This is a genomic window from Erythrobacter sp. SDW2, assembly GCF_021431965.1.
Classification (GTDB): Bacteria; Pseudomonadota; Alphaproteobacteria; order Sphingomonadales; family Sphingomonadaceae; genus Parerythrobacter.
Genome location: NZ_CP090370.1, coordinates 715764 through 730312, shown reverse-complemented (window position 1 = coordinate 730312; position 14549 = coordinate 715764). Strand labels below are relative to the sequence as shown.

The window sequence follows — 14549 nt, the reverse complement described above, 5'->3', positions numbered from 1 at the left end:
CAGGTGCCCGGACCCCGGACTTGAACCGGGGGAAGGAACAGCACCGAGGACGAACCCGCGGAGGCGGGTGCGCAACACAGCGGCCACAGAACAAAAAACCGGCGAGGGATCGCTCCCTCACCGGTCTTTTGAATGCTTTGCTTTGAAGCGAAAGCTTCGGTCCGATTACTCGGCGGCCGGAGCAGCTTCTTCAGCGGCCGGAGCAGCTTCTTCAGCCGGAGCGGCTTCTTCAGCAGCCGGAGCAGCTTCGGTGCCTTCAGCAGCCGGAGCGGCTTCTTCCATGGCCGGAGCGGCTTCTTCCATGGCCGGTGCTTCTTCAGCCGGAGCTTCAGCAGCTTCTTCAGCGCAAGCAGCGAGGCCGAGGCCGAGAGCGGCGACCGAAATCAGAGCAAACTTCTTCATGGTAATCTTCCCCTAGTTGGATTGGGACGCCCCCAATAGCAACGCGATTGCCGCTTGCGAAGCGAAAAATGTCCGAAATGTGTCAACGTGCGGTTTGACGGCGCAAAAACGCGACAGCGGCGAGCAACAGTCCCGCGCCGAGGGCCCCCAGCATCAGCAATTCGAATCCTATCGCGTGCGAATCGGGGCGTCCGCCCGCGACCAGGTAGCCACCCAGCGAGCCGAGTGCGCCGGTCACAATGTCGGCGAAGCTTTGCCGGAACGAATCGTGACGCAGCAGGATCGCGGCAAGCCAGCCCAGCGCCATTCCGAGGGTGAGGATTACGAGTAAGGTCATGGCCGCTATTGCAATTAGGGGGTTCCCTGTTGCAACGTGACTCAAGGTCGATTGGTTCCGCCGGTTACGCCCTTGCCTGAAGGCATTCTCAGCCAGCAGCGAACCACCAGATGGCAAAGGCCCCGAGGACGATCCGGTACCACGCGAAGGGCGCAAAGCCGCGTTTGCTGACATAGGCGACGAAGGCCCGGATCACGACCAGCGCGGTGACGAAAGCCGCCCCGAAGCCGAGCGCGATCTCGCCCCAGCCGATGGCCGCTTGGCCTGCCAGCAGCGCCGGTTCGTCGAGGATCTTCACCGTCGCCGCGCCCAGCATGGTCGGCACCGCGAGGAAGAACGAGAACTCCGCTGCGGTCTTGCGGCCCACGCCCATCGCCAGCGCGCCCATGATGGTCGCACCCGAGCGGCTCGTGCCCGGGATCATGGCAAGGCATTGCACCAGCCCGATCGCCATCGCGGTCTGCCACGGCAGCGCGGCAACGCCGTTGTCCGGCCGCGCGGGAATGATCTTCTCCAGCACCAGGATCGCGATGCCGCCGACCACCAGGGCCACCGCCACCACCATCGGGCTGCCGAGCATGACATCGATCGCATCCTTGGCCAGCAGCCCGATCACCGCCGCCGGCACAAAGCCGAGCAGGATATTGCGGACGAAGCGGACTGCCTCTGCCTCCAGTCGCAGCAGGCCCGTGCCCATCGACCAGAAGGTCGACCAGTAGCTGACCACCACCGCCAGGATCGCTCCGAGCTGGATGACGATGTTGAACTGCCGCCATTCTTCCGGGTCATAACCGAAGAAGGCCTGCGCCAGGATCAGGTGCCCGGTCGAGGATATCGGCAGGAACTCGGTGAAGCCCTCGAGGATGCCGAGCAGGATCGCAGTGACGGTGTTGTCCATGGGATGCCGCTCAAAAGACTGGGGGCCGCCAAGTCAAGGAACTTGGCGGCCCCGTACCGATTTTGCGGGCGGTTTGACCTTACCAGATCCGCACGCGCTGTTCGGGCGGGATGTACATCGGATCGTCCTCGGTGATGGCGAAAGCTTCGTACCATTCGTCGAGATTGCGCACGACGCCGTTGGTACGGAACTCCTCCGGGCTGTGGCTGTCGGTCCGCAACCGCTGGCGGGCATTGTCCTCGCGCTGCTGGCTGCGCCACACCTGCGCCCAGGCGATGAAGAAGCGCTGGTCGCCGGTCAGACCGTCGATCACCTTGTCTTCCTTGCCATCGAGGTGGATCTTGTAGGCGCGGTAGGCGAGGCTGAGGCCGCCGAGGTCACCGATGTTCTCGCCCAAGGTCAGCCGGCCGTTGACGCAGGTTGTGCCGTCGTCGAGCGGGCAGAAGGCGTTGTACTGTTCGACCAGCGCATTGCCGCGCTTGTCGAACTCGGCGCGGTCGGCATCGGTCCACCAGTTGCGCAGCTCGCCCGTGCCGTCGGACTTGGAGCCCTGATCGTCGAAGCCGTGGCCCATCTCGTGGCCGATGACCCCGCCGATGGCGCCGTAGTTGACCGCTGGATCGGCCGAGATGCCGAAGAACGGCTGCTGCAGGATGCCGGCCGGGAAGACGATCTCGTTCTTGGTCGCGTTGTAATAGGCGTTCACCGTCTGCGGCAGCATGCCCCATTCGGTGCGGTCGATCGGCTGGCCGAGCTTCGAGATATTGTCTTCGAACTCCCACTTGGCCGAGGCCATGCGGTTGGCAATGGGATCGCTGCCGATCTCCAGCCCCTCATAGGTCTCGAGGTTCTCGCGGTAGCCGATCTTGGGATCGAAGGCATCGAGCTTGGCCCGCGCCTCGACCTTGGTGGCATCGCCCATCCAGGTGATCTCGTCGATCGACTGCGCCATGGCGAGCCGCAGATTGCCGACCAGTTCGTCCATTGCCGCCTTGTTTTCCTGCGGGAAGTAGCGTTCGACATAGGCCTTGCCGAGCACTTCGCCGAGCAGCCCTTCGGTCTCGTCCGTCGCGCGCTTCCAGCGCGGGCGCTGCTCGGGTTGGCCCCGCAGCGCCTTGCCGAAGAAAGCGAAATTGGCATCGTCGAAGCGCTTGGGAAGGACATCGGCATTGCTGGAGAGGAAGCGCGCGGCGGTCCAGGCCTTGAGCGTGTCGAGCGGAGTCGCGGCGAGCAGCGCGAACATGCCCGGCGTTCCCTTGCCGATCTTGGCCACCACGTCCGGTGTCAGGCCCAGCGCGGCGACCTCCTCGTCGGTCGGCGGGACCTGCGGCACCACGAACTTGGTCGCCTTGTCGAAGCCGGTGGCCGCGAGCATCGTCGCCAGCGGGAAGTCGCCCGCCATCGCCAGCAGCTCTTCCGGGTTCGCGGCATTGTAGGTCAGATCGCGGTTGCGGCTGACCGCGCGGTCCCACGATACGGTGCGGGCGATGCTATCCTCGAAGGCATAGACCGCCGCAGCGGTGGCCGCCGGATCGGCATAGCCGGCCTCGCCCAGCAGGAAAGCGAGATAGCCGCGATAGCCCTGCTGGATCGCCTTCCCCTTCTCCGTTTCGTCGAGGTAGTAGTCGCGGTCGGGCAGGCCGAGCCCGCCGGTGCCGACATAGGTGGTGTAGGTGTCGGGTGCCTTCTGGTCGACCGTGACAAAGGCTCCGACCGGGCCGGGCATGCCGGGCACGCTCCATACCTTGACGAGGTCCTCCAGCGAAGCCGCTTCGGCGATCTCGTTTAGCGCGGGCTGCGCGGGGGCTAGCCCTGCGGCCTCGATCGCATCGGTATCGAGATAGGCCTTGTAGGCCGAGACGACCCGGCGGTCGCTGGCGGAGAGATGCGCCTCGTGTTCGACCATGCCGTCGATCAGCGCCTTGATGTCGGAGGTCGATTTCTCGCGCAGCAGGTTGAAGGCGCCGAAGCGGCTGTATTCGGCCGGCAGCGGGTTCGCATCGAGCCATTCCTGGTTGACGTAACCGAAGAAGTCGTCGCCCGGCTTGATGGTGTCGGACAACAGCGAGGTGTCGACGCCCCACGTGCCGAAGCTCATTGTCGGCGTGGCCGGTTGCGGGGCAGCTTCCGGCGCGGCATCGTCGAACAGTAGATCGATCGAATCGCCGTTATCGGCGGCGAGCGCCGGGGCAGCGAGAGCCAGCGCCAGCGCGCTCGCGGTTGTGGCGAAAACGGTACGGATCATGGACGGACCCCCTTATGGTCGGTTGGCTCCCTGCGCGACCTGCCGGGAGCAGCACGAGGGTCATAGCGCGGACGGGGGAATCCGCGCTGTCATTGGTCGGCGCGCCCTTGCGCTCCGTCGATTAGAATCAGGCCGCCCCCGCCTGCGGATGGTCGAACTGCAGCTTGGCCAGGCGCGCGTAGAGACCCCCGGCCGTGCTCAGCTGGGCATGGGTGCCCTGCTCGACGATCTGGCCGTCCTCCATCACCACGATCCGGTCGGCCGCGCGCACGGTGGCGAGGCGGTGGGCGATGACCAGCGTGGTGCGGCCCTGCATCAGGTGCTCGAGCGCATCCTGCACCAGCCGCTCGCTCTCGGCATCGAGCGCGCTGGTTGCCTCGTCGAGCAGCAGGATCGGCGCATCGCGCAGCACCGCGCGGGCGATGGCGATGCGTTGCTGCTGCCCGCCCGACAGCCGCGTGCCGTCTTCACCCAGGAAGGTGTCGAGCCCATCGGGAAGGTCCCGCAGGAAGCGTTCGGCATTGGCGGCGCGGGCTGCCTCCCAGATCTGCTCGTCACTGGCGTCCCAGTTGCCGTAGCGCAGATTGTCGCGCGCATCGGCGCTGAACAGCACCCCGTCCTGCGGCACCAGCGCGATCCGCTGGCGGACCTCGGCCGGATCGACCTGGGTCAGCGGGATGCCGTCGATCCGTACCGTCCCGGCCTGCGGGTCGTAGAACCGTTCGGCCAGCTGGAAGATGGTCGATTTGCCCGCGCCCGAGGGGCCGACGATGGCGACGGTCTCGCCCGGTTCGACCTCGAGCGTGAAATCCTTCAGCGCCGGGGCATCGGGGCGGGTGGGATAGCGGAAGGTGACATTGCGGAACGACAGGCTGCCGCGCGCAGGTGTGGGCAGCGACTGCGCCCGCGCCGGGGCTGCAATCATCGGCTGCGCGGTGAGCAGTTCGTTCAATCGGCTCGCCGCACCCGCGCCGCGCAGCAGATCGCCATAGACTTCGGTCAACGCGCCGAACGCGCCCGCCACCAGACCGCCGGTGATGACGAAAGCGGCGATGGTCCCGCCCGAGATCGTGCCTTCGCTCACCCCCACTGCGCCGCGCCACATCAGCAGGGTGATCGAGCCGAAGATCAACAGGATGATGATCGAGGTCATCACCGCGCGGATCAGGATGCGGCGCTTGGCGACGGAGAAAATGCTCTCCACCGCCTCGCCGAAGCGGCTGGTCTCGCGCCCCTCCTGGTTGAAGCTCTGGACGATCTTCATGGCGCTGAGCACTTCGGTCACCATCGCGCCGACGTCCGCCACGCGGTCCTGGCTGGTGCGCGAGACATTGCGCAGCCGCCGCCCGAATACGGTGATCGGGATCACCACCGCCGGGATCACCAGCAGCATCCCCAGCGTCAGCGAAGGGGCGAGATAGAACAGGTAAGCCGCGCCGCCGATCGCCATCAGGATGTTGCGCAGGGCGACGGATACCGTCGTGCCCACCACCTGCTCGATAATGGCAGTATCGCTGGTCATCCGGCTGGAGATTTCCTTGGGGCTGTTCTCCTCGTAGAAGCCCGGTTCCTGCCGCAGCAGGTTGGCGTGCACTTTCAGGCGGATATCGGCCACCACCCGCTCGCCGATCCAGCTGACGAAGTAGAACCGCAGCGCCGTACCCAGCGCCAGCACACCGACGATCATCAGCAGGTAGCGGAACCAGCGGGCGATATCGGCCGGATCGCCGCCAGAGGCGAAGCCGCGATCGATAATCATCTTGAAACCCGCCGGAATCGCCAGCGTCGCCGCCGCCGTGACCAGCAGCGCGAGGAAGGCCAGCGCCACCTTGTCGGGGTATTTCGCCGCTTCGGCGAAGATCATGCGCAAGGGGCCGAGCGAGCGGCGCTTGGGCGTCGCGTTTTCCTCGGGCTCGCCTTCGAACAGGCGGGTGACGACGGGCAGTGCTTCGGGTGTGGGATCGGTCTGGGACATTCGCCCTGTCGCCTAGTCGCTTGCGGAGCGAAAATCCACTGCGACCGGTTTCATTCAGCAATTGTGCATTGCACAATCGGTATTTCGGGTCCAAGTTCCTGGCCACGAGGGCCGGGAGAGCCCGTTCAGGGGGCCGGAGAGCCTCTCGCAGGGGACACGCATTGCTTTATCACGCCTATGAACTGCAGCGCTCGTGGCTGCACAGCGCCAGCGCACTCGCAGCCATCTCCGCCGAATGGCTGACCAATCCGGTCAATCCCTGGTCCTACACCAGCATGGGCCCGGTCGTCGCCAGCGCGCTCGATGTGTTCGCCCATGCCTCGCAGGATCGCGGCAAGCCGGCCTTCGGCATCGAGATGGTCGAAGTGGACGGCGCGCCTTTCGTGGTGCGCGAGGCGCGGGTGCTGGAGAAGCCGTTCGGCGATCTGCTCCGCTTCCGCCGTGACGGCCTGCCCGATGATGCCCCCTCGTTGCTGATCGTCGCGCCGATGAGCGGGCACTATGCCACGCTGCTGCGCGGTACGGTCGAGCGGATGGTCGAAAGCTGCGAAGTCTATATCACCGACTGGGCCGATGCCCGGATGGTGCCGACCAGTGCCGGGACCTTCGATCTCGACGATTATATCGATTACCTGGTCGAATTCCTCGACTTCATCGGCCCCGATGCCACCGGCGGCCGCGCGCATATGATGGCGGTGTGCCAGCCCTCGGTCCCGGCCTTTGCCGCGACAGCGCTGATGAACGCGCGCCACGACCCGTTCCGCCCCGCGACGCTGACCATGATGGGCGGCCCGATCGACACCCGTGAGAGCCCGACCTCGGTCAACGATCTCGCCATGGAGCGCCCCATCGCCTGGTTCCGCCAGAGCGTGATCGCGACCGTGCCGATGAACTATCCGGGCTCCGGCCGGAAGGTCTATCCCGGCTTCCTGCAGCTGGCCGGCTTCATGTCCATGAACCTCGGCAGCCACATGATGAGCCATTACGAGATGTTCAAGCATCTCACCGTCGGCGACGATGCCAGCGCGCAGGCGACCAAGGACTTCTACGACGAATACCGCAGCGTCTGCGATATGACGGCGGAATTCTACCTCCAGACGGTGGAGGAAGTCTTCCAGAAGCATTCGCTCCCGAACGGCACCTTCCTGCACAAGGGTGAGCCGGTCGACTTAAGCGCGATCATCGACACCGCGCTGCTGGCGATCGAGGGCGAGCGCGACGATATCTCCGGCATCGGCCAGACCAGAGCCGCGCTGAAGCTGACGCCCAGCCTGCCCGAGGCGAAGAAGCGCTATTACCTTGCCGAAGGGGCGGGGCACTATGGCATCTTCAACGGCAGCAAATGGCGAGACCGGATTGCGCCGGTGGTGGAGGAGTTTATCGCGGAGCACCGGTCGGCGAAGACTGCGGCTTGATCGGCGGGCAGATTACGGCGCTTAGGGCGCAATCCAGACGCTCAGATTCCTGGATTTCGGAGACGAAACCCGACTGTCTGCAAACTACCCCGAGGCGGTCGTTCGGCTGTTATTCGCAAAGGACTTGTGTGGACTCACCCAAGTCTAGCACTAGAGCTTCCAAAGCCTTCATATCGGCATCAAGGATTTCATCTGGCTCTGGCTTTAGCTTGTCGCCGCCTGATGCAGAGGTTCCTGCGCAGCAGAAGCACACGGCCACCTCGCCAACCTGCTTTCCCTTGTCGTCGAAGTAGCGGAAAAAATGGTGAGGAACGAAGCACGCGGCCATTGCTTCAGGCATCGGTACAAAACGCAATGCATCCTCGAATCGCAAGCGATCGGCATCACTCAAAATCACGCCATTCTCTTTGCTGAATATCGGGTTACCACTCTCCTTCGGGTAATCAACTTCAACAAATAGTCGAACTTCGGATGCATTCGGGAATGGGTCTTTGATCTTCCGGACCTCGGAGGTCGATGATGGCCGTTCTAACTTTCGCGCTTCGGAGGTTGATGATGACTGTTCTAACCTTCGTACCTCAGCAGATTGATCACAACCCGTCACAGTGAACAGAAAAGAGCAAAGAAGGGCGGAGCGAATTGTCATGCTGGACCAATACCATAGATCATCACAAAGCCGCCATTCCGAAATCCACCCTAATCGTGGGTAGTCGTTGGCCCATTCCCGCATCCCGAACGCAGACCCGGATTACGGTGAGCCCCGACCCACCCCCTCGACCTTCGGCACTCTGAAGAACAGGCGCTTGATCATCTTTCGCGCCCACAGCAAGAGCGCGACGGCCAACGTCAGCAACGCCAGCGCCACCACGCCCGCCGCAAGCGGATATTCATATTCGAGCCACAGCAGCCCCATGGTCGCAACGTCCTCCATGCTGGAGACGGCGATATTGCTGACCGGTTCGGGGCTCGTGTCAAGCAGCGGCTATTGTGCGTTGCCGGCCAGTGCCATCTCGGTCGTGCCGCAGGTGAAATCGGCCGCATTGCTGTCGGCCAGATCGCGCGCGACCTGGTTGGCATCGGGCACATCGCCCGCGACCTGCGCCACCCGGCATCCAGTTGTGGCCGCAGTTCCGACCTTCTCGACCGCCAGCACCGTGCGGCCCTTGGCCTCCTCGGTCGCATCGAGATAGCGGAAGATCACCGCGAAGGGCTTGCCGTCCCTGAGCCGCCATTCGACGTTGTCGCCCAGCGAATTGAACGCGCCGATGGTCTCGAATGCCTCGTTCTTCACCCCGGCGTCGAGATCGAAGCGGCCATCGCCCTCGGAGACGAGCAGCGGCAGATCCCCGAAGCCCTCGCAGCGCCATTCGGCGCTAGTGCCTTCCTCGGCCTGCTCGCTGACAAGCTGGCACTTGTCGAGATCGAGCGCCGTGTAGGTCGAGGCAAGGCCCGTCAGCTCCGCCCCGGCCTCTTCACCGACGGTGGTGCCCGGCTCCGGCGTTTCGGCAGGCTCCCCGCCGCAGGCCGACAGCGCAATCGCCCCGAAGATCGGTGCCAGTATGGCCAATCGCATCTCGCTTGTCCTTCCTTGCCCTATGTGGCGGCGCGCGCCGGTCCCGCCCGGCCGCAGTCTCAATTGCTCGCGCCCGTCGCCGCCCCGCCGCAGTCGGCCATGTTCTCCAGCGCAACGCCGATCCGCGCGCGCAGATCCGGCCCCTGCCACTGCGCCATCTGTTCGAGACTGTGCGTCTTGCCAAGTTCCTGCGCCACCCACAACCCGACCAGATAGCCGAAGCGCGGTGGTAATCGTTCGTTGAGGCGCGCGCCCGAAAAGAAGGCGCCCCAATCCTTGCTGTCCCGTTCGTCCAGCCTCGCCAGGGTGGCGCAGACGGCTTCGCGGCGATGCTGCTCGGCCGCCGGGCGGATCGGCTCCGGCAAGGTCAGCAAAAGCTGCGCGTCGGTGGCCTCGGGGTTGAGCGTCCGGGCGGCGTAGACCGCCAGCCCTTCGGTCCAGAGGCTGCAATAGAACGGCTCGCACTGGCCCATCCGGGGGCTGTGGTAGATATGGAACAATTCATGCTGGACGAAGGCACGCGCTTCGCCGTCGTGAATCTCGGCGATCATGTCGGCCCCGAACAGCAGGTATTCGCGCCCGCCGAGCGTCCTGGTCGCGCCGTCGAACTCGCCCATCGATACGACCAGGACGACCGGCATATCGGTGGGAAGAGGGCCTACCCGGCGTTCGAAATCGGCCACCGCCGGATCGAACATGGCGCCGAAACGCTGCGCGACCTCGCCAATCTCGCCGCGGCGGGCGGGATAGGCAGCCAGGAAGCGAGCCGCCATGCGGCGATAGGCATCGGCATCTTCGCCGAAGCGCGCCGGGTCGTAGAACCCGGGCAGGTCATCGGCAAAGGCCCCGCCCAGCGCCTCCAGCCGCGCCGCATCGTCCTGCGGCGCAGCCTTGTAGGCGGCGTCGAATTGCCCGGTCAGGTCGGTGAACCCGAGGCGAGACGTATCAGGCGTATCCGCGACCGTGGCACAGGCGCAGAGCATGGTCGAAAGGCAGGCCACGACGGCCCGCGCCACGATCGTTTTCATCGGTGTCAGAACACCTCGAACAGCCCGGCTGCGCCCTGGCCGCCGCCGATGCACATGGTGACCACGGCGTATTTCACGCCGCGGCGCTTGCCTTCGATCAGCGCGTGGCCGGCGCAGCGGGCGCCGGTCATGCCGAAGGGGTGGCCGATCGAGATCGAGCCGCCGTTGACGTTGAGCAGTTCGTCAGGAATGCCCAGCTTGTCGCGGCAATAGAGCACCTGCACGGCGAAGGCTTCGTTGAGTTCCCACAGGCCGATGTCGTCCATCTTGAGGTCGAACGCCTTGAGCAGCTTGGGGATGGCATAGACCGGACCGATGCCCATCTCGTCGGGCTCGGTGCCGGCCACCGCCATGCCGACATAGCGGCCGAGCGGCTGTAGCCCGCGCTGTTTCGCGACCTTGGCTTCCATCAGCACGCAGGCCGAGGATCCGTCGGCGAGCTGAGAGGCATTGCCGGCGGTGATCGTGTAGCCTTCGCCCATCACCGGCTTGAGGCTGGCGAGACCATCCAGCGTGGTGTCGGGGCGGTTGCATTCGTCCTTGTCGGCGACGACTTCCTTGAAGGAGATTTCCTTCGTTTCCTTGTCCATCACCGCCATGGTCGCCTTGCACGGGACGATCTCGTCGTCGTATTTGCCCGCGGCCTGCGCAGCGGCGGTGCGCTGCTGCGACTGGAGCGAGTATTCGTCCTGCGCCTCGCGGCTGATGCCATAGCGCTTGGCCACGACTTCCGCCGTGCCGATCATCGGCATGTAGGTGTCCTTGTGCATTTCCAGCAGTTCGGGATCGGTCTCGATGAAGGCCTTGCCGCTGCCCGAAACCTTGGAGATGCTTTCGATCCCGCCGGCGACGCAGATGTCCTGCCGGTCGACGATGATCTGCTTGGCGGCGGTGGCGATGCTCATCAGGCCGCTGGAGCACTGACGGTCGATCGACATGCCCGGCACGGTCACCGGCAGGCCCGAGCGCAGCGCGATCAGGCGCGCCACGTTCATCGTCTGCGAACCCTGCTGCATCGCCGCGCCAAACAGCACGTCGTCGATTTCGCCGCCTTCAAGACCGGCGCGCTCGACCGCTGCCTTGACCGAGAACGAGCCCAGCGTCGGGGCCAGGGTGTTGTTGAACGAACCGCGCGCCGCCTTGGTCAGCGGGGTGCGGGCAGTGGAAACGATGACTGCGTCACGTGACATGGGGAATTCCTTCAAGTCGTCATCCCAGCGCAAGCTGGGATCTTTGTCGGGTTGGCATTCGGCCGAAAGCGGTCCCAGCTTGCGCTGGGACGACGCGTTAGACAAACAGCTGGGTGATCCATTCGCAGATCAACGCGGGCTTTTCCTCGCCTTCGATCTCGATGGTGATCTCGCAGGTCTGCTGCCACTGGCCGGGGCGCTTCTCGACCATTTCGAGCAGCTTCCAGTGGCCGCGGATGCGCTTGCCGACGCGGACCGGGCTGATGAAGCGGGTCTTGTTGCCACCGTAGTTGACGCCCATTTTCACGCCGTCGATCTTGGGCGTCGAACTGTTGGCGCCGAGATAGGGGATCATCGACAGGGTCATGAACCCGTGCACGATGGTGCCGCCGAACGGCGTCAGCTTGGCTTTCTCTTCGTCGATATGGATGAACTGGTGGTCGCCGGTGGCATCGGCGAACATGTTGACCTTGTCCTGGGTCATCTCGACCCATTCGCTGGTGCCGATCACTTCGCCGGTCTTGGCGGCAACGTCCTGCGGGCTCATTGGCATTTCCTCCTGGCCATGTGGGTGGCGCGACTCTTGAACGGCGCGCCGGTTGCGCCCGTTCATGGCCGATAGGAGGGGCTAGCGCAATGCGGCGCGGCTTGCCGTTACGTCCTGCGGGGCCTGCGTCGCGGATGCTGCCCGGAGCTGCGCTCCGATCGGCAGCTTGGCGGGCGAATCGAGCCGCTGGCAGTAGCTGTGAAAGGCGATCTGGAGGCCGATCAGCATCATGATGAACGGCTGGTAGGCGATCCCCTGGAACGCCGCGCCGACGAGATAGATGATGTGCGCATATTGCAGCGCCGTGGCGAGCGGGGCCTGCCATTGCTGGTCGGGCCCGGTACGCTTTTTCCAGCGCCGGCGGATCTTCTCCATCTGCCACAGGCCCATCAGTTGCAGCGCCAGCCAGGCGGCGAAGCCGGGATAGCCCTGTTCGCCGAGCACCTCGAAGAAGGCCGAGTGGTAGGCACGCCCCTCGTCGGTCACCATCTCGTAACGGACCGAGCTCATATTGCCTTCGCCCTTGCGGACCGGCAGGCGGTAAGTGAACTTGTTGGCGCGGTAGGCATCGAAGCCGCCGCCGGTAGGATTCTCGGCCACATAGTCGAGTGTCCATTCCCAAACGGCGACGCGGGTCGAGGCAGATTCGTCGCCGTCGGCCTGGCCGATGGTCGACATGCGATCCCAGTAACTCTGCGGCATGAACGGCAAGGCCATCAGCCCGAGCGAGGCCCCGGCGACGATAAAGGCCGCGCGCCGCTTCACATCGCGGAAGGCCAATAGCAGCAAGACCGCGATGCACAGCAGGCCGGTGCGCGAGACCGTGCCGATGGGGATCATCAGGCATGCCAGGATGAGGCAGTAGGAGAACGCCTTGACCCGCCAGTCGGGCGCGAAGATCCTGCCGTGGCGGGTGAACCACAGGATCAGCGGGATGATCCCCACTGCCGCGGTGGAGATGGTCGAGCTTTCGTAAATGCCCGAGTTGTCGTTGACGAACAGCGACAGCACGCCGTAGCCGCCGCCGCCGAAGACGGTCTTCATGCCGCCGGATATGGCGATCGCACCCACGGTCAGCACGATCACCAGCGCGGCACCTTCCATGCGCTTGCGGGTGAACAGAGTGAAAGGCAGGAAGATGGCGAAGAACAGCGACTTCCACACCCAGTCCCACTTGGTCCCGGCGGGTTCGGGAAAAGCCGAGCCCTGCAGCGTGTAATAGCACCACACCAGCAGGAACAGCAGCAGCCCCTGGCGCAAGGTGAAGCGCAGCCCCTTCTTGCTGTCGGTCAGCAGCCAGCCGGCAAAGCCGGCGCAGAATGCGATCAGCGAGACCGGAACCGAAGCGAAGAAGCCAAAAGCGATCTTCTGCGGGGCGAGGATATCGACCCACAGATAGGCCAGCACCCACAGGAACGGGCGTCTGAGGCCCAACGCCATGATGAGGCCGAAAAAGCCGAGGAAGAAGATGTCGGTCATTCGCCGGGACTGCTCCCGGGGCTTTCGCCGGGAGGCGGATCGAACACCGGATCGTGATCGACGCTATCGTCCATCATCAGCCTGAAGGCGGCCAGGAACAGCAGGCCGTGCACCAGCAACAGGGCGAACATGTCGATCATGTGCTCGCGGCTAGCAGCTTGGAGTTGACGCGGCGTTAAGCACATTGGCGCTAATGCTTTGGCCATGACCCGTGTGCTCCATGTCCTCGACCACTCGCTGCCGCTCCACAGCGGCTATACCTTCCGCACCCGCGCGATTCTGACCAGCCAGCAGGCCCAGGGGATCCAATTGCGCGCCATCACCGGGCTGCGGCACAGCGAGGACGGCCCGGATATGGAAGAGATCGACGGGCTGACATTCCACCGCACCCGCGGCACTGTGTCCGGCCCGCCGGGCGTGCGCGAGTTCCGGGAGATCGCCCGGCTGACCGAGGCGATCATCGCTCTGGCGCAGGAATGGCGGCCGGATGTGCTGCACGCCCATTCGCCCGCGCTGTGCGGCATGGCGGCAGTGCGCGCTGGGCAGCTGCTGGGAATCCCGGTGGTCTATGAAGTCCGCGCCTTCTGGGAAGATGCGGCGGTCGGCAATGGCACGGGCAGCGAAGGCTCGTTCAAATACCGGCTGACCCGCGCGCTGGAAAACCGCGTGGTGGCGCAGGCCGATGCCGTGTTCACCATCTGCAACGGGCTGCGCGAGGATCTGATCGCGCGCGGGCACTCGGCCGGCAAGATCGGACTCTCGCCCAACGGGGTCGACATGGCGCTGTTCGGCGAGCCTGCCCCGCGTGATGACGCGCTGGCGGCCGAGCTCGCCATCGAGACCGGCCCCGTGATCGGCTTCATCGGCAGCTTCTACGACTACGAGGGGCTCGACGATCTGATCGCCGCCATGCCGCTGCTGATCGATCGCCAACCGGGGGCGCAGTTGCTGCTGGTCGGCGGGGGGCCGATGGAGGCCGCCCTGCGAGCGCAGGCTGCGGCAAGTACCGCAAACGGTGCGATCCACTTCACCGGGCGCGTGCCGCATAGCGAAGTCGAACGCTATTACTCCTTGATCGACATCCTCGCCTATCCGCGCAAGCGCTCGCGGCTGACCGATCTCGTCACACCGCTGAAACCGCTCGAGGCCATGGCGCAGCAGCGGCTGGTGGCCGCTTCCGACGTCGGCGGTCACCGCGAGCTGATCGCCGACGGTATCACCGGGACACTGTTCCCGGCGGATGATCCAACCGCCATGGCCGAAGCGCTGGACGATCTCGCCCGGCGCCAGGGAAGCTGGGCAGCGATGCGCGAACGGGCCGCAAGGCATGTCGCCAGTGCGCATGACTGGGCCCGCAATGTGGATCGTTATCAAAGCGTTTACCATCATTTGCTAGCCCCTGTGCCCAATGGACCCGTGTCGAAGGCAGCCTGACGGCAGCTGGAACACGATCCCGGGCA

The 14549-nt window shown here is 64.9% G+C and carries 15 protein-coding genes; 2 read left to right on the top strand and 13 right to left on the bottom strand.

Going from position 1 to position 14549, the window contains the following annotated elements; genetic code table 11:
- Positions 1-165: 165 nt before the first annotated feature.
- The 5 genes from LY632_RS03570 to LY632_RS03550 form a co-directional block, all read right to left on the bottom strand.
- Entirely contained in the window at positions 166-402 is a 237-nt protein-coding gene (locus LY632_RS03570; protein WP_234092436.1) for a hypothetical protein, read from the bottom strand.
- An 82-nt stretch (positions 403-484) separates the two neighbouring features.
- Positions 485-739, bottom strand: coding sequence for a hypothetical protein (locus LY632_RS03565; RefSeq protein ID WP_234092435.1), 255 nt, complete (start codon positions 737-739; stop codon positions 485-487).
- Positions 740-827: 88 nt separating this feature from the next.
- Positions 828-1637, bottom strand: coding sequence for an undecaprenyl-diphosphate phosphatase (locus LY632_RS03560; protein WP_234092434.1), 810 nt, complete (start codon positions 1635-1637; stop codon positions 828-830).
- A gap of 79 nt (positions 1638-1716) precedes the next feature.
- Positions 1717-3882, bottom strand: a complete 2166-nt coding sequence (locus LY632_RS03555; protein ID WP_234092433.1) for a M13 family metallopeptidase — start codon at positions 3880-3882, stop codon at positions 1717-1719.
- Between the two features lie 127 nt (positions 3883-4009).
- On the bottom strand, positions 4010-5857 hold the full coding sequence (locus tag LY632_RS03550; RefSeq protein ID WP_255695722.1) for an ABC transporter transmembrane domain-containing protein: 1848 nt from the start codon (positions 5855-5857) through the stop codon (positions 4010-4012).
- A gap of 161 nt (positions 5858-6018) precedes the next feature.
- Between LY632_RS03550 and LY632_RS03545 the strand changes: the two genes are divergently transcribed.
- Positions 6019-7272, top strand: coding sequence for a polyhydroxyalkanoate depolymerase (locus tag LY632_RS03545; RefSeq protein ID WP_234092432.1), 1254 nt, complete (start codon positions 6019-6021; stop codon positions 7270-7272).
- A gap of 109 nt (positions 7273-7381) precedes the next feature.
- Here the strand turns inward: LY632_RS03545 and LY632_RS03540 are convergent, their stop codons facing one another.
- The 8 genes from LY632_RS03540 to LY632_RS03505 all read right to left on the bottom strand — a co-directional run bounded on the left by LY632_RS03540 (position 7382) and on the right by LY632_RS03505 (position 13229).
- Positions 7382-7918 carry a hypothetical protein gene (locus LY632_RS03540; RefSeq protein ID WP_234092431.1) on the bottom strand — a complete coding sequence of 179 codons (537 nt, stop codon included), beginning with the start codon at positions 7916-7918 and terminating at the stop codon, positions 7382-7384.
- 102 nt (positions 7919-8020) lie between these two features.
- Positions 8021-8251: a DUF4126 domain-containing protein gene (locus LY632_RS03535; protein ID WP_255695725.1), complete on the bottom strand. Its 231-nt coding sequence runs from the start codon at positions 8249-8251 to the stop codon at positions 8021-8023.
- A 3-nt stretch (positions 8252-8254) separates the two neighbouring features.
- Positions 8255-8845, bottom strand: coding sequence for a hypothetical protein (locus LY632_RS03530; RefSeq protein WP_234092429.1), 591 nt, complete (start codon positions 8843-8845; stop codon positions 8255-8257).
- A gap of 59 nt (positions 8846-8904) precedes the next feature.
- A complete protein-coding gene (locus LY632_RS03525) occupies positions 8905-9873 on the bottom strand; it encodes a hypothetical protein (RefSeq protein ID WP_234092428.1) in 969 nt (322 codons plus the stop codon).
- Between the two features lie 5 nt (positions 9874-9878).
- Complete coding sequence (locus LY632_RS03520) at positions 9879-11063, bottom strand: acetyl-CoA C-acyltransferase (protein WP_234092427.1); 1185 nt, start codon at positions 11061-11063, stop codon at positions 9879-9881.
- 97 nt (positions 11064-11160) lie between these two features.
- On the bottom strand, positions 11161-11610 hold the full coding sequence (locus LY632_RS03515) for a MaoC family dehydratase (protein WP_234092426.1): 450 nt from the start codon (positions 11608-11610) through the stop codon (positions 11161-11163).
- Between the two features lie 81 nt (positions 11611-11691).
- Positions 11692-13089, bottom strand: a complete 1398-nt coding sequence (locus LY632_RS03510) for a putative O-glycosylation ligase, exosortase A system-associated (protein ID WP_234092425.1) — start codon at positions 13087-13089, stop codon at positions 11692-11694.
- Positions 13086-13229 (bottom strand): hypothetical protein, encoded by a 144-nt coding sequence (locus tag LY632_RS03505; RefSeq protein WP_234092424.1) that lies wholly within the window; start codon positions 13227-13229, stop codon positions 13086-13088. Before LY632_RS03505 ends, LY632_RS03510 begins: the two co-directional genes overlap by 4 nt.
- Positions 13230-13293: 64 nt before the next feature.
- Between LY632_RS03505 and LY632_RS03500 the strand changes: the two genes are divergently transcribed.
- A complete protein-coding gene (locus LY632_RS03500) occupies positions 13294-14523 on the top strand; it encodes a TIGR04063 family PEP-CTERM/XrtA system glycosyltransferase (RefSeq protein ID WP_234092423.1) in 1230 nt (409 codons plus the stop codon).
- Positions 14524-14549: the final 26 nt, after the last annotated feature.